Here is a 21,451-nt window from a genome sequence, read left to right on the forward strand (position 1 = left end):
CGGCGTGGCCCGGATTCTTTCGCTTATGGACCCTGAAAACAGTTCGATCCGCAAGCTGGCGAGCACTTCGCTGCGCCTGAACATCGTCCTGCTCTGCGCCATCTCCCTGGCGCTGCTGCTGGTCGGCATGTGCTATTGGGCGCTGGAACGGGTGGTCCAGGAGGAAAAGGACAAGATCAGTTTTCACTTCAGCCGGCTGATGGGCGACATCCGCGAGCACGAGAGCTTCCTCCTGCGGATCGCCCACCAGAGCGATGCGGCGACGCAGAAGCGCGACCAGGACCGGGTGCCGCTGCAGCGCCGCCTGGTGATGCGCGAGGGCGACCTGGAGATCCACGAGGGGCGCGAGTTCTCCTTCTCGCTGCCGTTCACCCTGGTCACCCGCGAGCATGCCACGCCATCCGACATGTCCGGCGGGCCGTTTTCCATCGGGGTGCTGGTGGCCAACTACTACAGCAGCTTCTGGAGCACCTCGTCCTATCCGGCACCGATAACGGTGCTGGTCAACCTGGAGGGCGACACCAGCCTGTCGGTGCCGTCGCTGAGCAGCGCGCCCGGCCATGGCGGCCTGGCGCGCGACACCTATCTGGAAGTGATCGGGCGCATCCTCGAACGGCTGCACGAGAAGCCGCCGCCGCGGGACGACATGCGCGTGCACTGGGGCCGCGCCGGCGCCTTCTACGGCGGCAACCAGGCGCTGCTCGGCTACATCAGCATCGACCTGCCGGACTCGCTGTGGTGGGAGAACAGCCCCTCGCGCCATGTGGTCGCCATCACCCTGCTGGAAATGGTGCGGATCAACGACTTCGTGCAACTGCTCGGCCAGCGCTTCTTCACCGAACTGGCCCTGATGACGCCCGACGGCGACGTGGTGTACGGCCCGGCGGCGCTGTTGCAGGACACCGAGGAGGGCCTGAGCCTGACCAGCAAGGGCGTGCTGATGAAGCTCGACAGCCAGCCGGAGGGCGGCTGGGTGGCGGTCTACCGGGTCGACTACGAGAGCTTCTTCAGCTATGCCCGCTGGCAGTTGCTCGGCATCCTCGCCGTGCTGCTCGGCTGCATCGGCGGCGGCTGGTACGCCTCGCACTGGTACTCGCGGCGGGTGGTGCTGCCGGCCCGGCAGGCGCACAGCGAGATCGTCGAGAGCGAAGCCTTCAGCCGCGCGGTGATCCAGACCGCGCCGGTCGCGCTCTGCGTGCTGCGCCGCGACACGCGCGAGGTGGTGCTGCAGAACCGCCTGGCCGAACTCTGGCTCGGCGATGCGCAGGACATCGGCAGGCTGAGCCGGGACTGGGACTTCTCGCTGCTGCCGGAGGAGGCGGGCGGCGATATCTGCGCGGTGCTCGGCGAGCGCTACCTGTACGCCCGCTTCGCGCCGACCCGCTATCACGGCGAGGACGTGGTGCTCTGTGCGTTCAACGACATCACCGCGCACAAGGACGCGCAGAGCGCGCTGGTCGAGGCGAAACGCTCGGCGGATGCGGCCAGCGAGGCCAAGACGCTGTTCCTGGCGACCATGAGCCACGAAATCCGCACGCCGCTCTACGGCGTGCTGGGCACCCTGGAACTGCTCGGCCTGACCAGCCTGACGCGCCAGCAGCAGGAGTACCTGCACACCATCCAGCGCTCGTCCTCGACGTTACTGCAACTTATCAGCGACATCCTCGACGTATCGAAGATCGAGGCCGGGCAGATGGCGCTGGAAGAGGTGGAGTTCAGCCCGCTGGAGCTGGCCGAGGAGGTCATGCGCGGGCATGCCGCCATGGCCGAGAACAAGGGCCTGCAGCTCTACGCCTGCCTGGATGCCGACCTGCCCGGCCTGCTGTGTGGCGACGCGGCGCGGATCAGGCAGATTCTCAACAACCTGCTCAGCAACGCCCTGAAATTCACCGATTTCGGCCGCGTGGTGCTGCGCCTGAAGGTGCTGGAACGCCGGGATGGCCAGGTGGAGCTGCAATGGCAGGTCACCGATACCGGCATGGGGATTTCCCGCGAGCAGCAGAAGCGCCTGTTCGAGCCGTTCTACCAGGCCCACGGCCACCAGCACACCATCGGCGGTACCGGGCTGGGCCTGTCGATCTGCTGGAACCTCTGCCGGATGATGAACGGCAGCCTGCGGGTGGTCAGCGAGGTCGGCCTGGGCAGCAGCTTCAGCCTCGGGCTGCGCCTGGAGGTGGTCGAGGAGCGCCAGCGCGCGCTCGAAGGCATCCGGCTGCAGGCGGACAGCATCTACCTGCGCGCGCCGGCCAGGGAACTGGCGGTCAGCCTGGGCGCCTGGGTCGAGCGCTGGGGGGCGACCGGCATCGTCGTCGACCAGTTGCCGGATGCGCCGCCGCCCCAGGCCGTGCTGCTCGACCTGCTGGCGGATTCGCCGGCCGAGCCCGCCTGGTCCGGCCCGCGGGTCTGCGCCAGCCCCGATGGCGGCTACCAGCCGCAGGCGGAAGGGCAGGGCTGGCGGGTGAGCATCCATCATCTGCGCGGCATCGGCCAGGCGCTGCTGCTCGCCCAGCGCGGCGAAACGGAGCTGGCGCAGGAGGAAGAACCGGCGCCGCGACTGGCCGGGCTCGGCCTGCGTGTGCTGGTCGCCGAGGACAATCCGATCAACCAGTTGCTGCTCAGGGAACAGCTGGAGCAGCTGGGCTGCAGCGTGACCATCGCGGCGAATGGCCAGGAGGCCCTGCAGCACTGGTCGCCGGGTGCCTTCGATGCGCTGCTGACCGACGTGAACATGCCGCAGATGAACGGCTACGAACTGGTCCGCACCCTGCGCCAGCGCGATGCGCAGTTGCCGATCATCGGCGTCACCGCCAACGCCATGCGCGAGGAAGGGGAGCGCTGCATGACGGTCGGCATGAACGCCTGGCTGGTGAAGCCGATGAGCCTGCGCACCCTGCACAACGCCCTGCGCAAGCTCTGCGGCGAGGCTGCGCTGGCGCTGGTCGAGCCTCCGGAGCCGGCGGAAGCGGAAGGGGAGGATCGCATCCAGGTGTCGCCGCGCATGCAGGAGCTGTTCATCCGCACCATGCGCCAGGATATCCAGGGCGTGCGCGAAGCCCTTGGGCAGGGCGACCTGGGCGGCGTGCGGCAGGTGGTGCACCGGTTGCGTGGCGCCCTGGCGGTGGTGCAGGCGCATGCCCTGGCCGACGCCTGTGGCGCGATGGAGGAAACCCTGCTCGCGGAAGTGCCCGGCAGCGACCTGAACGCTGCGGTCGAGGCACTGCTGGGGCGCATGGAAAAAGCCCTGGAGGTACTTGAGGGCTAGTCTTGAACTGATGGCTGGTGGTTTTTTTTCGAGCCGTTCCCGTTGGTCGCAATCGTTTGGAGCGATGAAACGTTTATGGAAGCAGTCAGAGTTGTATTGGCGGACGATCACCCCATCGTGCTGGCGGGGGTGCGCGAAGTGATCGAGCGCGATGCGCGTTTCGTCGTGGTCGGCGAGGCGCGCAATTCGAGCGAACTGGTGCAACTGTGCACGGATGTGCGGCCGGACATCGTCATCACCGACTACAACATGCCCGGCGACCGGGCCTATGGCGATGGCATCAAGCTCATCGACTACCTGCGCCGGCACTTTCCGGACACCCGCATCCTGATCCTCACCATGTTGTCGAACAACCTGATCCTGAGCAGCCTTTACGATCTCGGCGTATCCGGGGTGATCCTGAAGAACGGCGACCTCAACGAAATCCTCGTGGCCCTGGCGGCGCTCTCCCAGGGGCGCACCTACCGTGGCCCCGGCATGCAGTCGGGCAGCAGCGTGGCGACCAACAGGGACGACATCGGCGCGCGCATCGCCAGCCTGTCGGTGAAGGAGTTCGAGGTGCTGCGGCATTTCGTTTCCGGCATGACCGTGGGGGAGATCGCCGAGCATCTGAAACGCAGCGTGAAGACCGTCAGCGCCCAGAAGATCGCCGCCATGCGCAAGCTCGACGTCGACAGCGACCAGGCGCTGCTGCTGTTCTGCATCAAGGCCAATCTGTTCCAGTGAAACGCCCCGCCCCCACCGGATGTTGGGCTTCACCCGTTGGCGCTGAGCGCAGCGAAGCCCAACGCAAATGGCTCCGGCCCCTCCGGATGTTGGGCTTCACCCCGTAGGTTGGCGCTGAACGCAGTGAAGCCCAACACGAATGGCGCAGGCCCCACCGGATGTTGGGCTTCACCCGTAGGTTGGCGCTGAACGCAGCGAAGCCCAACGCGAATGGCGCAGGCCCGACCCGATGTTGGGCTTCGCTTCGCTCAGCACCAACCTACGCCCCGTTCCCCCTCCCCGAAACCCGCGTTCGCGGGTTTTAAGATTCGTCTGATTTTCCTGCTCCCTCTCCTTCCCTAAAGTTCGCGCCAGCCAGACGCATCGACCCACCGCCCTCACCTGGGTTGGTTGGTGCAGCGAAGGGTCTGCAACATGGAGGTGTCTCTTCGGGCTCATGGACGCGACCGGCGCGCCATGCCGGAAGTCAATCAGAAACACGCACACTGGAGTTCGATCATGAAAAAGCAACTGCTTGCCGCAGTGGCCGTCCTGGCAGGCGCCGGGGTATCCATGGGCATCAACGCCGCCCCTCCGCAGACCGGCGTCATCAACATCACCGGCAAGGTCACCGAAACCAGCTGCGTGCTCGAGTCCGGCTCGACCAACCTGGACGTGCACCTGCCGACCGTCGACAAGACCCTGCTGGCCGCTCCGCAGAGCAGCACCGGCCGTACCGGCTTCACCATGAAGGTCAACAGCTGCGCCGACGGCATCAAGGTCTCCACCGCCTTCACCCCGGACAGCAACGTCGATTCCTACGGCAACCTGAAGAACACCGCCGATGCCGACAAGGTCCAGGTCCAGCTGCTCGACCAGAACCAGAACGTCATCAATATCAACACCGACGATGCCCTGTCCCAGAGGGCCCGCGCCATCACCGCGGACGGCATCACTCCGGTGACCCTGCAGTACTTCGCCCAGTACTACTCCCAGGAAGGCAGCGCCGGCTCCGGCGACGTGGCGGCCATGGCCAACTTCCAGCTGACCTACGAGTGATCCCCAAGGCCCGGGGCATTGTCCCGGGCCACCCCAAGGTGCCCTGTAATGCGTTTCCGCTACATCCCGAACCTTCGCCAGCTGGCCGCCGGCCTGCTGCTTTCCGCGTTCGCCATTCCATCGACCTGGGCCGGAGTGCTCATCGACGGCACGCGGGTGATCTATCCAGCCAAGGAACGGGAAGTCACGGTCAAGCTGACCAACAAAGGCAACGGCCCGGTGCTGATGCAGGTGTGGGTCGACCGTGGCGATCCCAAGGCGGAACCGCAGAGCGCCGACGCTCCGTTCCTGATCACGCCGCCGATCTTCCGTCTCGACCCGCAGAAGGGGCAGAGCGTGCGGGTGGTCTTCACCGGCGAAAAACTGCCGCAGGATCGCGAGTCGCTGTTCTGGTTCAACGCGCTGGAAGTGCCGCCGCTGCCGCAGAACGCCGAGCAGAACCTGATGCAGATCGCCATCCGCTCGCGGCTCAAGCTGTTCTACCGCCCGACCGGCCTGCCCGGAAACCTGCCGGCGGCGATCAAGGAGGTGAAGTGGCAGGTGGTGCCGGGCGCCGGCGGCCATGTGCTGCGCGGCGAAAACGACAGCCCCTATCACCTTTCCTACAGCTCCCTCGTGCTGGAGCAGGGCGGCAAGCGCTACGACACCGGCGGCGGAATGATCCCGCCGTATGGCCGCCACGAGTTCTCCCTGCCGGGCTTCAGCGGCCAGGCCGCCGGCGCCAGCCTGCGTTATCGCTGGATGAGCGACCACGGTGTCGCCCCCGAGCAGGAAACCGCCCTGCGCTAGACCCGAGTGACCACCTCAAGGAAGGGAGACTGCATAGCTGGATTACTCCACCCGTTCCGATCCGCGAGAGGGTTCCGATGTCTTCGACGTCCGTATGGCATGGCAGCAGGGAGTGGCTGCCGGCATATCCGCGCCGCGCCCTGCTGGCGGCCGCCGTTGCTGCCGCAGCAGGCTTCATGCCCGACATGAGCGCTGCCGAAGCGGAAGGTTTCGCCGCCTTCAACCCGGCCTTCCTGCGTGGCAAGGAAGGTCGCTCGGTCGATCTGGCGCGCTTCGAGCATGGCAACCCGGTGACGCCGGGCAGCTACCGGCCGGACGTCTACCTCAACCAGAACTGGATCGGCCGTCTGGAAATCAGCGCGCGTGACGGCGATGCCAAGGGCAGCTCTTCCAGCTACTGCTTCAAACGCGCCGACCTCGCCAGCATCGGCCTGAACCTCGACAAGCTGCCCGACGCCCAGGCCGCCCGCGCCCTGGCCGAGCAGGATTGCGTCGATATCGCCCGCCTGGTGCCGGGCGCCCGCGTCGACTTCAACCATGCCGACCTGCGGCTCGACCTGAGCATCCCGCAGGCCTATCTCAGCCGCGTCGCCCGTGGCCAAGTCGATCCGCGCGACTGGGACCGTGGCGTCACCGCGGCGTTCGTCGACTACAACGCCAACGCCTTCCGCAGCGAAGCCGGCGGCAGCCAGCAGACCCAGTACTACACTGGCGTGAACGCCGGGGTGAACGTGGGCGACTGGCGCGTGCGCCACAACGGCAGCTACAACCGCAGCAGCGGCGATGGCGCCACCGCCAGCCGCTACGACGCGGTGAGCAGCTACGCCCAGCGCGACGTCACCCGGCTGAAGTCGCAGCTGACCGTGGGCGAGTACTTCACCCCGGCGGACCTGTTCGACAGCGTGCCGTACACCGGCGTGCAGCTGGCCTCCGACGAGCGCATGCTGCCCGACTCGCAGCGCGGCTTCGCCCCGGCGATCCGCGGCACCGCGGAGAGCAACGCCAGGGTCACCGTGCGCCAGGGCGGCAACGTGCTCTACGAAACCACCGTGGCGCCGGGGCCGTTCGTCATCGACGACCTCTACAACACCGGCTATTCCGGCGACCTGGAAGTGACCGTGACCGAGGCCGACGGCCGCGAGCGGCGCTTCACCGTACCGTTCGCCTCGGTGGCGCAACTGCTGCGCCCCGGCGTGTCGCGCTACAGCGTGGTGGCCGGCAAGTACCGCGACGACCGCCTCGACGATGCGCCGGCATTCGTCCAGGGCACCTACCAGCGCGGCATCTCCAACCTGGTGACCGGCTACACCGGCAGCATCGTCGCCGAGCAGTACCTGGCGGTGCAGGGCGGCATGGCGCTGAGCACCTCGCTGGGCGCCGTCGCCTTCGACGTCACCCACTCGCAGGCGTCCGGGCTGAGCGAGGCCCGGCAGATGGGCGGCAGCCCCAGCGGGCAGAGCTACCGGCTCAGCTACAGCAAGCTGGTGGAGCCGACCCAGACCAACTTCGTGGTGGCGGCCTACCGCTTCTCCAGCGAGGGCTATCTCGGCTTCGGCGACTACGCGCAGCTGCGCGACGAGTCGGCCTTCAACACCTTCCGCCAGCGCAACCGTTTCCAGGTCAACGTCAGCCAGCCGCTGGGCATGAACTACGGCAGCCTGTTCCTCAGCGGCTCGGCGCAGAACTACTGGAACGCCGACAAGGGTGGCGACATGAGCTACCAGGCCGGCTACTCCAACGGTTTCCGCTGGGGCAGCTTCAGCCTCTCGGCCAGCCGCACGCAGTCCGAACGCGGCGACAACGAGACCCAGTACATGCTCAGCGTGTCGCTGCCGCTGGGCCGTTCCGCCCATGCACCGTACCTGAGCAGCACCACCACGCGCTCGGATAACGGCGACCTCAACAGCCAGCTCAGCGTGTCCGGCGCGCTCGGCGAGTACAACCAGTTCAACTACGGCGTGTACGGCTCGCGCAACCGCAGCGACGGCGGCAACTCCAGCGATGCCGGCGTCAACATGCAGTACCGTGCGGCGAAGACCAACCTGTCCGGCAGCTACAGCAGCGGCGACGGCTACAACCAGACCAGCCTGGGCCTGAGCGGCAGCGTGGTGGCGCATCCGGGCGGCGTGACCTTCAGCCAGTCCCAGGGCGAAACCCGGGTGGTGGTCGAAGCCGCGGGCGCCGAGGGCGCGCGCCTGCTCAACAGCAGCGGCGGCCAGGTCGACGGCGACGGCTACGGGGTGGTCTCCGGCCTGATGCCCTACCGGCAGAACGAAGTCGCACTCGATCCCAAGGGCACTTCCGAGGACGTCGAGCTGCAGAACACCTCGCAGAACATCGCGCCGCGCTACGGCTCGGTGGTGATGCTCAAGTACCCGACCGTCACCGGCAAGCCGCTGCTCCTGCTGCTGCGCGACGACAGCGGGCAGAACCTGCCGGTCGGCGCCGAGGTGCTGGACGCCGAGGGCAACAGCCTGACCCTGGTCGGGCAGGGCAGCCGGGTATTCCTGCGCAGCGAAGAGAAGCAGGGGCAACTGCTGGTGCGCTGGGGCGAGGGACCGGACCGGCAGTGCCGGGTCGACTACCGGATGCCGAAGGAACAGGCCAGGGGCGGCGCGCCCTTCCAGCAGGCCGAGGCGGTCTGCTCCAGACAGATTGGCCACACGGAGATCGCCGCGCGTTGAGCGGCAGAGAGGTATTCATGAAAAAGTCGATCCTGCTGTGGCTGGCGCTGCTGATTTCCCCGTCGCTGTGGGCGGCGTGCAGCTTCGATTCCGGCTATTCCAGGTCGGCGGCCGTCATCAACCTGCCGGCCACCCTGAGCGTCCCGCGCGACGCGCCCAACGGCACCGAGCTGTGGAGCAGCGGCTGGATGAGTTTCTCCGGGACGAATATCAGCTGTAACAGCAGCGGAAGCGTGGCGGGATCCCTGGCCACCGGCACAGGGCCACCCGCGCCGGGCTATACCAGCAACGGTTTCAACTCGGTGTTCACCACCAACGTACCGGGGATCGGCGTGTCGGTGTTCTGGTGCAACCAGGTGTCCTGCAACCCGGACTACACCAAGGTGACCCCGCTTCCCAGCCTGGCTTGGTCGGTCATTGCCACCCAATACCCGCTGAGGACCAGCTGGTGGGTGCGACTGATCAAGACCGGCGACATCGACACGTCCGCCGGACCGCTGACGATCGGTGGGGCATCCACGATCTCCTACGCGGGGCTGCCGGTGGCCGACCTGACGATAGCCGGGGCGTCGGTAGTTGGTACGCGGGGATGTGAGTTGCTGTCCGCGCAGAACATGGATGTGCGCCTGCCGACGGTGGCGAAGACCGACTTCAGCGACGCCTCGCCGACGCCGGCCGACAATGGCAAGGCCGCGGCGTTCACCATCCGCCTGCAGTGCGACAAGGGCGTGAAGGTGAGCCATCAGTTCGACGGCACGCAGACGCAAAGCGGCAGCAACGTGCTGGCCAATGCGGCCGGAGCGGACATGGCGGAGGGTGTCGGCGTGCGCCTGTACTACGGCGACGTCTCCAGCACCACGCCGGTCGAACTGGCGCAGAAGAAGTTCATGGGCCTGACGGCCGAAAATATGCCGATGTCCATCCCGGTGGCGGCCAGGTACTACAAGACCGTCCCCCGCGCCGCCGACATCAAGGCCGGGCGGGTGTCCACCATCGCTACGTTCACCATGTATTACGAGTGACTGGCATGGCCTGATGCCGCCCTCACCCTAACCCTCTCCCAGTGGGAGAGGGGACTGCTCGGCGTTGCCGGTTGGCACGACATTCATCCCGACGCCAATCTGCCCCCTCTCCCTCCGGGAGAGGGCAGGGGTGAGGGAAATCGCAACGCCGATGGTTCCACGTGATCGTTCCCACGCTCCCGCGTGGGAATGCAGTTCTCGACGCTCCCGCGTCGAAAGGGACGCAGGAGCGTCCCCGGATGGGTTCCCACGCGGGAGCGAGGGAACCATAGGCCATGCCCACGTTCGTCGCCCCCAGGCTTTTTTCCGACACCCTGTCGATCTCCATCGGGTCCGAACGACTATAGGTATCTGCACTCCGCAGACAACCGAAGGAGTCGACCATGCAATACCTCTGCCTGATCTACGTGGACGAAAGCGCCGCCGCGAAGCTGCCGCCCGATGAGTACCGCGCGGTGGTCGATGAATGCCTGACCTACGAGGAACGCCTGCGCGCAAGCGGCCATTTCATCGCCGCCCAGGCCCTGCAATCGGTGGAATGCGCCACCACCCTGCGCCATCGCAACGGCCAGTTGTCGATTACCGATGGTCCGTTCGCTGAAACCAAAGAGCAACTTGGTGGTTTCTACATGATCGAGGCGCGTGATCTGAACGAGGCGATCCAGATTGCCGCGAAGATCCCGCCGGGGCGGCTGGGCTGCATCGAGGTGCGGCCGATTCGCGACTGGGAGAAACATTTCGCCGGCATGTGACCGGGATAAGGATGAATCATGCTGAAGTATGCAGGGATCGCACTGGCGGTCGCGCTGGTCGTGGTGCTGGCGATGGCCGCCATGTCTCCGGACGGTTTCCGGGTCGAGCGCAGCACCGTCATCCAGGCCCCGCCGGACAAGGTCTACGGACTGATCGAGGATTTCCACCAGTGGCGCCAGTGGTCGCCATTCGAAAACCTCGACCCGGACATGCAACGCATCTACCGGGGGCCGCAGAAGGGACCGGGCGCGGTCTATGAGTGGAAGAGCGAGGGCCGGGCAGGCGAAGGGAGCATGAGGATTCTGTCCGCGACTCCGGCCTCGAACGTGACGATCCGCCTGGAATTCGTCGAACCCTACCAGGCGCGCAATACCGCCGAGTTCAACCTGCGCGAGGAGGGCGGCGCCACCCGGGTGACCTGGGCGATGTACGGCCCCACGCCGTTCGGGGCGAAGGTCGTCCACCTGTTCTTCAGCATGGACAGCATGGTCGGCAAGGACTTCGAAGCCGGCCTGGCCAATCTCAAGCGCCTCAGCGAAAGCTGAGGGGAGAACGCATCATGAACATTCCACAATTCACCCGTCCGCCGGTGGTCAGTCGTGCGCAATGGCTGGAAGCCCGCCGGCAACTGTGGCTCAAGGAACGCGCCGCGACCCACGCCAGGGACGCGCTGAACGCCGAGCGGCGCAAGCTGCCGCTGGTGCGCATCGACAAGGACTACCGCTTCGAAGGCCCGGACGGCCCGCTGAGCCTGCTCGACCTGTTCGAAGGGCGGCCGCAGCTGGTCGTCTACCACTTCATGTTCCACCGCGACAAAGGCGTGGGCTGCGAGGGCTGCTCGTTCGTCATCGACAACATCCCCCGCCTGGAGCACCTGCACGCCCGCGGCACCACGCTGGCGATGGTCTCGCGCGCGCCGCTGGCGGAAATCGCCCCGTTCAAGGCGCGCATGGGCTGGCGGCTGCCGTGGTATTCGTCGTTCGGCAGCGACTTCAACTACGACTTCCACGTGACCATCGACGAGAACGTCGCGCCGGTGGAGTACAACTACCGCGACAAGGCCGAACTGGAACGCCTCGGCCAGACTTGCCACATGCAGGGCGAACAGCCGGGGATGAGCGTGTTCCTGCGCGATGGTGAGGAGGTGTTGCACAGCTATTCCACCTACGGACGCGGCCTCGAAGCCGCCCTCACCACCTACCACCTGCTCGACCTCACCCCGCTGGGGCGCGGCGAGGGCTGGGGCGGCATGGCCGACCTGGAGGGCAAGGGGCTGGAGTGGATGCGCTTCCATGACGAATACGGCCAGGCCGCTCCCGCGCACGGTTGCTGCGAATCCTGAAACACCCGGTCCCCGATCGGGCAGGAGAACTCCGATGAATGCACAACTCGAACCCCGCGTCGATCCAGCCATCCGGGCCTTCCTCGACAGCTGGCTGCTGGCCGTCAAGGCGGCCGACGTCGACGCCATCGCCAGTCACTACGCCGCCGATATCGTCGCTTTCGATGCCATCATCCAGCTGCAGTTCAAGGGCGTGGAGGCGTACATGAAGCACTGGCAGAAGTGCCTGTCGATGTGCACCGACATGGTCTTCGACATCCATGAGCTGGGTGTGGAAAGTTCCGGCGACGTGGCCTTCGGGCATTACCTCGCCTGGTGCGGCGGCACCGACGAGAAGGGCGAGGCGAATGCCTCGTGGATGCGCGCCAGCTTCGGCCTGCGCCGCGAGCAGGGGAAGTGGAAGGTGGCCCATGAGCACTTCTCTGCGCCGTTCGATGTGGAAACCGGGAAGGCCATTTTCGACGCCAAGCCGTGACGGGCCGGCCTGATGCATGACGACGCGGCACTCCCGCTGCGCGACCTGGTGGATGCGCTGTACCGCCAGGAATCGCGGCGGGTGCTCGCCACCCTGATCCGCCTGCTCGGCGACTTCGACCGCGCCGAGGAAGCCCTGCACGATGCCTTCGCCGCCGCCGTCGAGCAGTGGCGGCGCGATGGCGTGCCGGCCAATCCGCGCGCCTGGCTGGTCTCCACCGGGCGCTTCAAGGCCATCGACAACCTGCGCCGCCGCGTGCGTTTCGACGCCTCGCTGGAGCAGATCGCCCGCCAACTGGAAATCGACAGCCAGGCGGCGGAAGAGGACGCGGAAGAACTGCAGGACGACCGCCTGCGCCTGATCTTCACCTGCTGCCACCCGGCGCTGGCGCCGGACGCCCAGGTGCCGCTGACCCTGCGCGAAATCTGCGACCTGAAGACCGAGGAAATCGCCCGCGCCTATCTCGTCACCCCTGCCACCATCGCCCAGCGCATCGTCCGCGCCAAGACCAAGATCCGCGACACGAAGATTCCCTACCAGGTGCCGTCGCAGGCGGAACTGCCGGAGCGCCTGGCCAGTGTGCTGCGGGTGATCTACCTGGTGTTCAACGAAGGCTATTCGGCCTCCAGCGGCGATTCGCTGACCCGCACCGATCTCTGTGCGGAAGCCATCCGCCTCGGCCGGCTGCTGCTGGAATTGCTGCCGGAACCCGAAGTCATGGGCCTGCTGGCGCTGATGCTGCTGCACGACTCGCGGCGCAAGGCACGCACCGACGAACACGGCGAACTGGTGCTGCTGGAGGACCAGGACCGCTCGCTGTGGAACCGCGAACAGATCGACGAAGGCCGCCAGTTGATCGCCCGCGCCCTGGCCGGCCAGGGCTTCGGCCCGTACTGCCTGCAGGCGGCGATTTCCGCCGTGCATTCGGCGGCGACGGACGTGGCCAGCACCGACTGGGAGCAGATCGTCGGCCTCTACGACGCGCTGCTGCGCATCCAGCCATCCCCAGTGATCGAACTCAACCGCGCCGTCGCCCTCGCCATGCGCGACGGCCCCCAGGCCGGTCTCGATGTGGTCGACGCCATCCTCGAACGCGGCGACCTCGCCGACTACCACCTGGCCCACGCCGCCCGCGCCGACTTCTGCCGCCGCCTCGGCCGCACCGACGAGGCGCGCGAGTCCTACCGCAAGGCGCTGGAGCTGACGCGCCAGGAGCCGGAGCGACGCTTCCTCGAACAGCGCCTGCGCGAGCTGATGTAGGTTGGCGCTGAGCTTGCGAAGCCCAACGGTGCCGCGTCCAACAAGTGTTGGGCTTCGCAAGCTCAGCGCCAACCTACGAAGAGCACCTCGGCGCGAGTTCCTGCAAGGACGGTGTGGGGGGAGCGTCAGCCGCTGTCTTCCAGCGCTTCGGCGGGCGGGGTGGCCGGGGGTTTGGGCGGGGCGGCGGGGGGCTTGGCCAGGCGGGTGGTGAGGATGGTCTGGTACAGGTCCTTCGGCGATTTTTTGCCGAGCTCCTGCAAGTCCCGGTAGTTGGCGAGGAAGTCGAGGATGCACGGGCGCAGCGGGTTGGCCTGGAAGTCCCGGCCGGACTTCAGCTTGCGTTCCAGGTCGAGCTTGGTCAGCTCCAGTGCATGCTTGCGCCACTCCGCCTCGCGGTCCTGCAGGTCGCGGGAGCTGACGATCAGCTTGCCGAGCAGGGCGGTGATCAGCGCGGCGACGATGGCTCCGGTGGCGCCGGCCACGGCGGCGATTGCGGCGAACGCGCCGGCCGGGACGCTGGAGAGCTGCTGTAGAAGGTCATCGAGCATGCTCAGACATCCGCTGTGACCAGCTCGCCTACGCTGGTTTCGGCGTCGCCGATGATGAAGCTGCGTTCCTCGACGTTGCCCTGGGTATCCCGGGCGATCACCAGCAATTCGGCGCCGATGGTGCCGTGGGGAATGGCGACCATCTCGTGGCAGGGCGGGTCGGGACAGTCGGTGACCCGTATCGCCAGGCGGTCGATGTAGACCTCGATATGCGTGGGCCGCGTGCCGCCAGTGACGCGGAAGTGGAATTTTTCCCCGGCGATCGGTTGGTTCAGGTTCTCGATATCCATGGCCCGTTGCTCCCCATGTCCCTCTGGAAGCATAGCGAGGGTTGCGGTTATCGGTAGGCGCGGGGGTGTCTGTAGGAGCGAGCTCTGCTCGCGAACGCCGGCAATGCAAAAGCTTCGCGAGCAGAGCTCGCTCCTACGGATTGGCGCCGCCCTGCATCTGTCCCTCCGACCGAAGGGTATCGCTTCGCTCGACCCATCCTACAAACTGTAAAGATCACCCATCCCGTGCGGAGCCCAGCAAGCCATGCGACTGAACGACGATCTGAGCCAGCGCACGCTGGTGCATGCCGCGCGGCTGGACTGGGCGGCGAGTCCGGCGCCGGGGGTGGAGCGGCGGATGCTCTATCGCATCGGCGAGGAGAAGGCGCGGGCGACGTCCATCGTGCGCTATGCGCCGGGCAGCCGCTTCGCCCGGCACGGCCACCCGGCCGGCGAGGAGTTCCTGGTGCTGGAGGGCGTCTTCGAGGACGAGAACGGCGCCTATCCGGTCGGCAGCTACGTGCGCAACCCGCCGGGCAGCCATCATTCGCCGGCGTCCACCCAGGGCTGCACCATCTTCGTGAAGCTCTGGCAATTCCGTCATGACGATGCCGAGCAACTGGTCGTCCGTCCCGGCGAGCGGGCGCTGCTGTTCGACAACGGCTATGAACAGGTGCACATCGAGCACTGGCAGCCCGGCAGTACCCACGAGATTGCCAATCCCCGGGGACTGGAACTGCTGGTGCTGGCCGGCTCCTTCAGGGAAGGCGCCGATACGCTGGAAACCCTGTCCTGGCTGCGCCTGCCCGCCGGCATGCCGCTGCGTGCGCAGGTCGGCGCCGAGGGCGCGCGGGTGTGGTTGAAGGAGGGCGCGCTGGAGCAGCGCGAAGCCTGCGACTTGGACCCCGTCTGAGCCGGCTCAGGTCGCGTCCGGCTGGCCGACCGGCGTCTCCGACTCCTGCTGTTGCAGCATCCACATCTGCGCGTAGCTGCCGCCGGCCGACAGCAACTGGCGGTGGCTGCCGCTCTCGATGATGCGCCCGGCGTCCAGCACCAGGATCAGGTCGGCGTCCATCACGGTGGACAGGCGGTGGGCGATCACCAGCGTGGTGCGGCCGACCTGGATGCGGTCCAGCGCCGCCTGGATGGTCTTTTCCGAGCGCGAGTCGAGCGCCGAGGTAGCCTCGTCGAAGATCAGGATCGCCGGGTTCTTCAGCAGCGCGCGGGCGATGGCCACGCGCTGCTTCTCGCCGCCGGAAAGCTTCAGGCCGCGCTCGCCGACCTGGGTTTCGTAGCCGTCCGGCAGGCGCTGGATGAATTCGTGGATATGCGCGGCGCGGGCGGCGTTCTCGATTTCCTCGCGGCTGGCGTCGGGGCGGCCGTAGGCGATGTTGTAGTAGATGCTGTCGTTGAACAGCACGGTGTCCTGCGGAACGATGCCGATGGCGGCGCGCACCGAGCCCTGGGTCAGCTCGCGCAGGTCGTGGCCGTCGATGCGGATGTGCCCGGAGTCGACGTCGTAGAAGCGGTACAGCAGGCGTGCGAGGGTGGACTTGCCCGAGCCCGAATGGCCGACCACCGCCACCGTGCCGCCGGGCGGGATCTCGAAGTCGACGCCGTGGAGGATCTCGCGGCGCGGGTCGTAGCCGAAGTGCACATTCTCGAAGCGCACGCGCGGGCGGCTGGTCGCCAGCGGTATGGCGTTCGGCGCATCCTGCACGTCCTGGCGCTCGTCGAGCAGGCCGAACAGGCGCTCCATGTTGGTCATCGCCTGCTTCACCTCGCGGTACATCATGCCGAGCAGGAACAGCGGCGCCGACAGCTGCAGCAGGTAGGCGTTGACCAGCACCAGGTCGCCGATGCTCAGCCGGCCATCGACCACCCCGGCGGCGGCGCGCCACATCATGGCGGTCACGCCGACGGCGATCACCGCGGTCTGGCCGAGGTTGAGCAGAGCCAGCGACTTCATCGCCTTGACCTTGGTGTTCTCCAGGTGGCGCAGGTTCTCGTCGTAGCGCTGCGCCTCGTGGGCCTCGTTGTTGAAGTACTTGACCGTCTCGTAGTTGAGCAGCGAATCCACCGCGCGCTCGTTGGCGCGGGTATCGGCCTCCACCGCCGCGCGGTAGTAGCGGGTGCGCCACTCGGTGACGGCGATGGTGAACAGGCCATAGGCGAGCAGGGTGGCGAGGGTGATCAGGGCGAAGCCCCAGTCGTAGGCCCAGACCAGCACCACGGTCACCATCAGCACTTCCAGCAGGGTCGGCACGATGGTGTAGAGCGTCCAGTCCAGCAGGTCGGAAATCGCGCTGCCGCCGCGTTCGACGTCGCGGGCGACGCCACCGGTGCGGCGGCCGAGGTGGAATTTCAGGCTGAGGCCATGCAGGTGGCGGAACACCTGCAGGGTGATCTGCCGCGAGGCGCGCGCCATGACCCGGGCGAACACCACCTGGCGCAGCTCGGTGAACAGGGTCACGCCGATGCGCGAGGCGCCGTAGGCCAGCAGCAGGCCGACCGGCAGCAGCATCAGGCTGGGTTCGACATTGAGGCCGTCGACGATCTGCTTGAGCGCGACCGGCACGTACAGGTTGACCAGCTTGGCGGCGAAGACCAGCCCGAGCGCCGCGCCGATGCGCCAGGCGTAGGGCCGCAGGTAGGGCAGCAGGGCGTTGAGCACGGCGAGGTCGCTGCGCGCACCGGCGGCACGCTCGGCGGCCAGGGCGGGCTTGGCCGGTGCTGCGGACGGGGTGGCGGGCTGCTGGTTCGGTTCGCTCATGATCGGCACTCGGGGGCGGGGTTCTGTTGGCGGGGAGTATAAGCGGGCGGCCCGCCATGGTCGGTGCATGGTTGCCGCACGCCGCTGAAAGATCGGCGATTTTCAGGTAAATCCCCCAAAAGCGCAGGGCCCTTCAGGGGGATTGCCATCGAACTTTTCCTAGACTTCAGATAGGCATTCCTCGCGGAGGTGAGCCATGCGTATCGGTGTCCCCAAGGAAGTGAAAGTCCATGAATACCGTGTCGGCCTCACCCCGAATTCGGTGGCCGAACTGACCGGCCTCGGCCACAAGGTCTGGGTGCAGCGCAAGGCCGGCGCCGCCATCGGCTTCAGCGATGCCGACTACGAAGCCGCCGGCGCGCGGATCGCGCATGACACGGCAGAGGTCTTCGATGCCGCCGAGCTGATCGTCAAGGTCAAGGAGCCGCTGGCCGACGAGCGCGCCCGCCTGCGTCCCGAACATACGCTGTTCACCTACCTGCACCTGGCCCCGGATCGCCAGCAGACCGACGACCTGCAGCACAGCGGCGCCACCTGCATCGCCTACGAGACGGTCACCGACGCGCAGGGCCGCCTGCCGCTGCTGGCGCCGATGTCCGAGGTCGCCGGGCGCATGTCGATCCAGGCCGGCGCGCATTGCCTGGAGAGCGCCCAGGGCGGCCGCGGCGTACTGCTCGGCGGAGTGCCGGGAGTGGCGCCGGGGCGGGTGGTCATCCTCGGCGGCGGTGTGGTCGGCACCCATGCGCTGGCCATGGCGGTCGGCCTCGGTGCCGAGGTCTGCGTGCTGGACAAGAGCGTCGATGCCCTGCGCCGCCTCGATGCGCAGTTCGGTAACCGCATCACCACGCTGTACTCGACCCGCGCGGTGGTGCGCGAGCAGGTGCTGGCCGCCGACCTGGTGATCGGCGGCGTACTGATCCCAGGGTCGTCCGCGCCGAAGCTGGTCAGCGCCGAGATGGTCGCGCAGATGAAGCAGGGTTCGGTGCTGGTCGACGTCGCCATCGACCAGGGCGGCTGCGCCGAGACGTCGCGGCCGACCACCCATGCCCATCCGACCTACGAGGTCGACGGCGTGGTGCATTACTGCGTGGCCAACATGCCGGGTGCGGTGGCGCGCACCTCGACCCTGGCGCTGAACAACGCCACCCTGCCGTTCGTCATCGCCCTCGCCGAGAAGGGCGTGCGCGCCGCGCTGGAGGCCGATCCGCATCTGCGCAACGGGCTCAACGTGATCCGTGGCGTGGTGACCTGCGCCGGCGTGGCCGAGGCGCATGGGATGGCGTATCGCAGCGCGGAGGAAATGCTCGGGAAGTCGTAGGCGCGGTGGTACGTGCCGCGTCGGGAGGTACCCATGCGGGGACTCGCCTGCAATCGCCGCCAGTTCGTCGGCGGCTGCCTGACCGCGGCGCTGGCGCTCGGAGCGCCGGGCAGCTGGGCCGCGCTGATGCTGACGCCCCGGCAGACCGCCGGGCCGTTCTACCCCGACCGCCTGCCGCTGGACCGCGACAATGACCTGGTGCGCGTGGAGGGCGCGGCGGCCGCCGCCATCGGCACCGTGGTGCAGTTCCACGGGCGCATCCTCGACGCCCGGGGCGAGCCGCTGAACCACGCGCTGATCGAGATCTGGCAGGCCGACGCCAACGGCATCTACCTGCACAGCCGGGGCGGCGATCCGCAGCACCGCGACGTCGGCTTCCAGGGCTACGGCCAGTTCGAGACCGCCAGCGACGGCGGCTACCGCTTCCGCACCATCCGCCCGGTGCCCTACAGCGGGCGCACACCGCATATCCACGTGGCGGTGACGCTGCCCGGCCAGCCGCGCTTCACCACCCAGTGCTACATCCGTGGCGAGCCGCAGAATGCCCAGGACTACATCTTCACCCGCGTCGAAGACCCGCGCGCCCGCGAGGCGCTGCAGGCGGACTTCCTGCCGCTGGCCGACGGCAGCGGCCAGCAGGCGCGCTTCGATATCGTGCTGGGACTGACGCCGAAAGCCTGAGTGGATTTGGCGCGTAGGTTGGCGCTGAGCTTGCGAAGCCCAACGTTGCCATCGTTGGGCTTCACTGCGTTCAGCGCCAACCTACGAGAAGCGCTGCCACTTCTGCGGTGGACTTCACCGGCATTGTCATCAATCCTGTATGCCGCTAGCGGCCGCCCTGCGCCGCGCTTTTTGACCTGCCGGAGAGAACCGATGAGCGATTGGCCCGACAACCGAATCCGCGATCTGCTTGGCATCGAGCTGCCGATAGTCCAGGCGCCGATGGCCGGGGCCAACGGCTCGGCGCTGGCCATCGCGGTGGCCGAGGCCGGCGGGCTGGGTTCCCAGCCGTGCGCGCTGCTCAACGCCGAGCAGATCCGCGTCGAGGTGGCGACCTTCCGCGCGGCCAGCCGCAAGCCTCTGAACATGAACTTCTTCTGCCACCAGCCGCCGCAACCCGACGCCGAGCGAGAGGCGCGCTGGCGGGCGCGGCTGAAGCCCTACTACGAGGAACTCGGCGCCGACTTCGATGCGCCGTACCCGCCGTCCAACCGTGCGCCGTTCGATGCCGACCTGTGCACGCTGGTGGAAGAACTGCGCCCTGAGGTGGTCAGCTTCCATTTCGGCCTGCCGCAGGCGGAGCTGCTGGCGCGGGTCAAGGCCACCGGGGCAAAGGTGATTTCCTCGGCGACCACCGTGGCCGAGGCCGTCTGGCTGGAGCGCCACGGCTGCGACGCGATCATCGCCATGGGCCTGGAGGCCGGCGGCCATCGCGGCACTTTCCTCGATCTCGACATGAACACCCAGGTCGGCCTGTTCGCCCTGCTGCCGCAGGTGGTGGACGCGGTGCGGGTGCCGGTGATCGCGGCCGGCGGCATCGGCGACGCCCGCGGCATCGCCGCCGCCTTCATGCTCGGCGCCTCGGCGGTGCAACTGGGCACCGCCTACCTGTTCTGCCCGGAGGCCAAGGTCTCCGCCGTCCACCGCCGCGCCCTGCACGAAGCGCGCGACGACAGCACCGCGCTGACCAACATCTTCACCGGCCGCCCGGCCCGCAGCATCGTCAACCGCATCATGCGCGAGATCGGCCCGCTGACCGACCTCGCCCCGGAATTCCCCCTGGCCGGCGGCGCGCTCGCCCCGCTGCGGGCGAAGTCCGAACCGGGCGGCTCGGGCGAATTCATCAACCTCTGGTCCGGCCAGGCGGCACGCTTCGGCCGCGTATTGCCGGCGGGGGAATTGACCCGCAAGTTGGCCGAGGAAGCGTTGGCGCGGTTCTCGCGGGGATAATGGGTTGGTGCGGCGTGTGTAGGAGCGCCCCATGGGCGCGAATCGCGGGCATGGCCCGCTCCTACGGTTTGCCGTCACCGGAAACGTAGGGTGGAAAACCGCGAAGCGTTTTCCACCAGGACTCGGTGCCGAGGCTGAAGGTGGACAAGCTTCGCGTTGTCCACCCTACGAATCACGGCGCCGTACGGGCGATACCGCTACCGCTCGCGCCACACCTGCGGATTGACCAGGTTGCGCGGCCGTTCGCCGCGTATGGCGGATTCGAAGTTTTCCAGGGCGCATTCGGCCATGGCGCGGCGGGTTTCGTGGGTGGCGGAGCCGATGTGCGGCAGGGTCACGGCGTTGGGCAGGGCGAACAGCGGCGATTCGACCAGCGGTTCCTTCTCGTAGACATCCAGCCCGGCGCCGAGGATGCGCTTTTCTTGCAGCGCCTCGACCAGCGCCGCTTCGTCGATCACCTGGCCGCGGGAGATGTTGACCAGGATGGCGCTGGGCTTCATCAGCTCAAGCTCGCGCTTGCCGATCAGCTTGCGGGTGGCGTCGGTCAGCGGCACCACCACGCAGACGAAATCGGCCTCGCCGAGCAGTTCGTCGAAGCCGCAGAAGCGTGCGGCGAACTGTTGCTCCAGCTCGGGCTTGCGGTTGTTGCCGTGGTAGAGCACCTGCATGCCGAAGCCCAGGTGCCCGCGCCGGGCGATGGCCGCGCCGATGCGGCCGAGGCCGAGGATGCCAAGCTTCTTGCCGTACACGTCGACGCCGAATTGCGGGGTGTCGACGGTGCGCTTCCACTGGCCGGCCTTGGTCCAGGCGTCCAGTTCGGCGGTGCGCCGGGCCGCGCTCAGCAGCAGGGCGAAGCCGAGGTCGGCGGTGGATTCGGTGAGCACGTCGGGGGTGTTGGTCAGCGGGATGCCGCGCTGGTTGAGGTAGGCGAGGTCGTAGTTGTCGTAGCCGACCGAGACGCTGGAGATCACTTCCAGCTTGCCGGCCTGTTCCAGCTGCTTCGCGCCCAGCGGGCGGCCGACGCCGATCATGCCGTGGGTTTCCGGCAGGGCGGCGGCGTACTGGGCGTCGACGTCGCCGAGCTTGGGATCGAGGACGGTGACGTTGAACTGGCTGCGCAGGCGTTCGAGGTGTTCGGGGGCGAGGCGGCTGAAGACGAAGACGTTCTTTTTCATGGCGGCAAGGCTGCTGGGGAAACGAAGCGCCAACCCTACCATCGCGTGGGCCGTCGCTGGCAAGCGC

General features: G+C 67.5%; 19 protein-coding genes. 15 read left to right on the forward strand and 4 right to left on the reverse strand.

From position 1 onward, the window contains the following. Positions 1–25: 25 nt before the first annotated feature. From JFY56_RS20955 to JFY56_RS21005, 11 genes are all read left to right on the forward strand, one after another. The gene (locus tag JFY56_RS20955) at positions 26–3,262 is read left to right on the forward strand and encodes a hybrid sensor histidine kinase/response regulator (RefSeq protein ID WP_208316081.1); all 3,237 of its coding nucleotides are present in this window, start codon (positions 26–28) and stop codon (positions 3,260–3,262) included. A gap of 75 nt (positions 3,263–3,337) precedes the next feature. After that, positions 3,338–3,988 (forward strand): response regulator, encoded by a 651-nt coding sequence (locus tag JFY56_RS20960; protein ID WP_208316082.1) that lies wholly within the window; start codon positions 3,338–3,340, stop codon positions 3,986–3,988. 498 nt (positions 3,989–4,486) lie between these two features. After that, positions 4,487–5,026 (forward strand): fimbrial protein, encoded by a 540-nt coding sequence (locus JFY56_RS20965; RefSeq protein WP_208316083.1) that lies wholly within the window; start codon positions 4,487–4,489, stop codon positions 5,024–5,026. 48 nt (positions 5,027–5,074) lie between these two features. Continuing rightward, entirely contained in the window at positions 5,075–5,815 is a 741-nt protein-coding gene (locus tag JFY56_RS20970) for a fimbria/pilus periplasmic chaperone (RefSeq protein WP_208316084.1), read from the forward strand. 77 nt (positions 5,816–5,892) lie between these two features. Further along, positions 5,893–8,499 (forward strand): fimbria/pilus outer membrane usher protein, encoded by a 2,607-nt coding sequence (locus JFY56_RS20975; protein WP_236032957.1) that lies wholly within the window; start codon positions 5,893–5,895, stop codon positions 8,497–8,499. 17 nt (positions 8,500–8,516) lie between these two features. Next, the gene (locus tag JFY56_RS20980; protein WP_208316085.1) at positions 8,517–9,521 is read left to right on the forward strand and encodes a fimbrial protein; all 1,005 of its coding nucleotides are present in this window, start codon (positions 8,517–8,519) and stop codon (positions 9,519–9,521) included. 383 nt (positions 9,522–9,904) lie between these two features. Beyond that, a complete protein-coding gene (locus JFY56_RS20985; RefSeq protein ID WP_208316086.1) occupies positions 9,905–10,273 on the forward strand; it encodes a YciI family protein in 369 nt (122 codons plus the stop codon). Positions 10,274–10,291: 18 nt separating this feature from the next. After that, positions 10,292–10,819 (forward strand): SRPBCC family protein, encoded by a 528-nt coding sequence (locus tag JFY56_RS20990; protein ID WP_208316087.1) that lies wholly within the window; start codon positions 10,292–10,294, stop codon positions 10,817–10,819. A 14-nt stretch (positions 10,820–10,833) separates the two neighbouring features. Then, entirely contained in the window at positions 10,834–11,616 is a 783-nt protein-coding gene (locus tag JFY56_RS20995) for a DUF899 domain-containing protein (protein ID WP_208316088.1), read from the forward strand. 34 nt (positions 11,617–11,650) lie between these two features. Further along, on the forward strand, positions 11,651–12,091 hold the full coding sequence (locus JFY56_RS21000) for a YybH family protein (protein ID WP_208316089.1): 441 nt from the start codon (positions 11,651–11,653) through the stop codon (positions 12,089–12,091). A gap of 12 nt (positions 12,092–12,103) precedes the next feature. Beyond that, positions 12,104–13,351, forward strand: coding sequence for an RNA polymerase sigma factor (locus tag JFY56_RS21005; RefSeq protein ID WP_208316090.1), 1,248 nt, complete (start codon positions 12,104–12,106; stop codon positions 13,349–13,351). Between the two features lie 125 nt (positions 13,352–13,476). Here the strand turns inward: JFY56_RS21005 and JFY56_RS21010 are convergent, their stop codons facing one another. Both JFY56_RS21010 and JFY56_RS21015 read right to left on the reverse strand, forming a co-directional pair. Beyond that, entirely contained in the window at positions 13,477–13,899 is a 423-nt protein-coding gene (locus JFY56_RS21010) for a hypothetical protein (RefSeq protein WP_208316091.1), read from the reverse strand. 2 nt (positions 13,900–13,901) lie between these two features. After that, entirely contained in the window at positions 13,902–14,189 is a 288-nt protein-coding gene (locus JFY56_RS21015) for a hypothetical protein (protein WP_208316092.1), read from the reverse strand. A 244-nt stretch (positions 14,190–14,433) separates the two neighbouring features. Here JFY56_RS21015 and JFY56_RS21020 point away from each other — a divergent pair, with 244 nt between their 5' ends. Then, complete coding sequence (locus JFY56_RS21020; RefSeq protein ID WP_208316093.1) at positions 14,434–15,081, forward strand: cupin domain-containing protein; 648 nt, start codon at positions 14,434–14,436, stop codon at positions 15,079–15,081. 6 nt (positions 15,082–15,087) lie between these two features. Here JFY56_RS21020 and JFY56_RS21025 read toward each other — a convergent pair whose 3' ends face one another. Beyond that, positions 15,088–16,941, reverse strand: coding sequence for an ABCB family ABC transporter ATP-binding protein/permease (locus JFY56_RS21025; protein WP_208316094.1), 1,854 nt, complete (start codon positions 16,939–16,941; stop codon positions 15,088–15,090). A 196-nt stretch (positions 16,942–17,137) separates the two neighbouring features. Here JFY56_RS21025 and ald point away from each other — a divergent pair, with 196 nt between their 5' ends. The 3 genes from ald (at position 17,138) to JFY56_RS21040 (ending at position 20,209) form a co-directional block, all read left to right on the forward strand. Beyond that, positions 17,138–18,259 carry an alanine dehydrogenase gene (gene ald, locus JFY56_RS21030; RefSeq protein WP_208316095.1) on the forward strand — a complete coding sequence of 374 codons (1,122 nt, stop codon included), beginning with the start codon at positions 17,138–17,140 and terminating at the stop codon, positions 18,257–18,259. Positions 18,260–18,292: 33 nt separating this feature from the next. Continuing rightward, positions 18,293–18,940: a dioxygenase family protein gene (locus tag JFY56_RS21035; RefSeq protein WP_208316096.1), complete on the forward strand. Its 648-nt coding sequence runs from the start codon at positions 18,293–18,295 to the stop codon at positions 18,938–18,940. A gap of 192 nt (positions 18,941–19,132) precedes the next feature. Then, the gene (locus tag JFY56_RS21040; protein WP_208316097.1) at positions 19,133–20,209 is read left to right on the forward strand and encodes an NAD(P)H-dependent flavin oxidoreductase; all 1,077 of its coding nucleotides are present in this window, start codon (positions 19,133–19,135) and stop codon (positions 20,207–20,209) included. Positions 20,210–20,406: 197 nt separating this feature from the next. Here the strand turns inward: JFY56_RS21040 and JFY56_RS21045 are convergent, their stop codons facing one another. Beyond that, entirely contained in the window at positions 20,407–21,384 is a 978-nt protein-coding gene (locus JFY56_RS21045) for a 2-hydroxyacid dehydrogenase (protein WP_208316098.1), read from the reverse strand. Between the last annotated feature and the right edge of the window lie 67 nt (positions 21,385–21,451).

It is taken from the genome of Pseudomonas schmalbachii (assembly GCF_017589465.1).
Classification (GTDB): domain Bacteria; phylum Pseudomonadota; class Gammaproteobacteria; order Pseudomonadales; family Pseudomonadaceae; genus Pseudomonas; species Pseudomonas schmalbachii.

Bases quoted from the DNA above. Each gene is read 5' to 3' on its own strand.
- JFY56_RS21045 (WP_208316098.1), bottom strand. From the start codon at position 21,384: ATGAAAAAGAACGTCTTCGTCTTCAGCCGCCTCGCCCCCGAACACCTC.
- JFY56_RS20955 (WP_208316081.1), top strand. From the start codon at position 26: ATGGACCCTGAAAACAGTTCGATCCGCAAGCTGGCGAGCACTTCGCTG.
- JFY56_RS20960 (WP_208316082.1), top strand. From the start codon at position 3,338: ATGGAAGCAGTCAGAGTTGTATTGGCGGACGATCACCCCATCGTGCTG.
- JFY56_RS21010 (WP_208316091.1), bottom strand. From the start codon at position 13,899: ATGCTCGATGACCTTCTACAGCAGCTCTCCAGCGTCCCGGCCGGCGCG.
- JFY56_RS21035 (WP_208316096.1), top strand. From the start codon at position 18,293: ATGCGGGGACTCGCCTGCAATCGCCGCCAGTTCGTCGGCGGCTGCCTG.
- JFY56_RS20980 (WP_208316085.1), top strand. From the start codon at position 8,517: ATGAAAAAGTCGATCCTGCTGTGGCTGGCGCTGCTGATTTCCCCGTCG.
- JFY56_RS20995 (WP_208316088.1), top strand. From the start codon at position 10,834: ATGAACATTCCACAATTCACCCGTCCGCCGGTGGTCAGTCGTGCGCAA.
- JFY56_RS20990 (WP_208316087.1), top strand. From the start codon at position 10,292: ATGCTGAAGTATGCAGGGATCGCACTGGCGGTCGCGCTGGTCGTGGTG.
- JFY56_RS20975 (WP_236032957.1), top strand. From the start codon at position 5,893: ATGTCTTCGACGTCCGTATGGCATGGCAGCAGGGAGTGGCTGCCGGCA.
- JFY56_RS21005 (WP_208316090.1), top strand. From the start codon at position 12,104: ATGCATGACGACGCGGCACTCCCGCTGCGCGACCTGGTGGATGCGCTG.
- JFY56_RS20965 (WP_208316083.1), top strand. From the start codon at position 4,487: ATGAAAAAGCAACTGCTTGCCGCAGTGGCCGTCCTGGCAGGCGCCGGG.
- JFY56_RS20985 (WP_208316086.1), top strand. From the start codon at position 9,905: ATGCAATACCTCTGCCTGATCTACGTGGACGAAAGCGCCGCCGCGAAG.
- JFY56_RS20970 (WP_208316084.1), top strand. From the start codon at position 5,075: ATGCGTTTCCGCTACATCCCGAACCTTCGCCAGCTGGCCGCCGGCCTG.
- JFY56_RS21015 (WP_208316092.1), bottom strand. From the start codon at position 14,189: ATGGATATCGAGAACCTGAACCAACCGATCGCCGGGGAAAAATTCCAC.
- JFY56_RS21020 (WP_208316093.1), top strand. From the start codon at position 14,434: ATGCGACTGAACGACGATCTGAGCCAGCGCACGCTGGTGCATGCCGCG.
- JFY56_RS21040 (WP_208316097.1), top strand. From the start codon at position 19,133: ATGAGCGATTGGCCCGACAACCGAATCCGCGATCTGCTTGGCATCGAG.
- ald (WP_208316095.1), top strand. From the start codon at position 17,138: ATGCGTATCGGTGTCCCCAAGGAAGTGAAAGTCCATGAATACCGTGTC.
- JFY56_RS21025 (WP_208316094.1), bottom strand. From the start codon at position 16,941: ATGAGCGAACCGAACCAGCAGCCCGCCACCCCGTCCGCAGCACCGGCC.
- JFY56_RS21000 (WP_208316089.1), top strand. From the start codon at position 11,651: ATGAATGCACAACTCGAACCCCGCGTCGATCCAGCCATCCGGGCCTTC.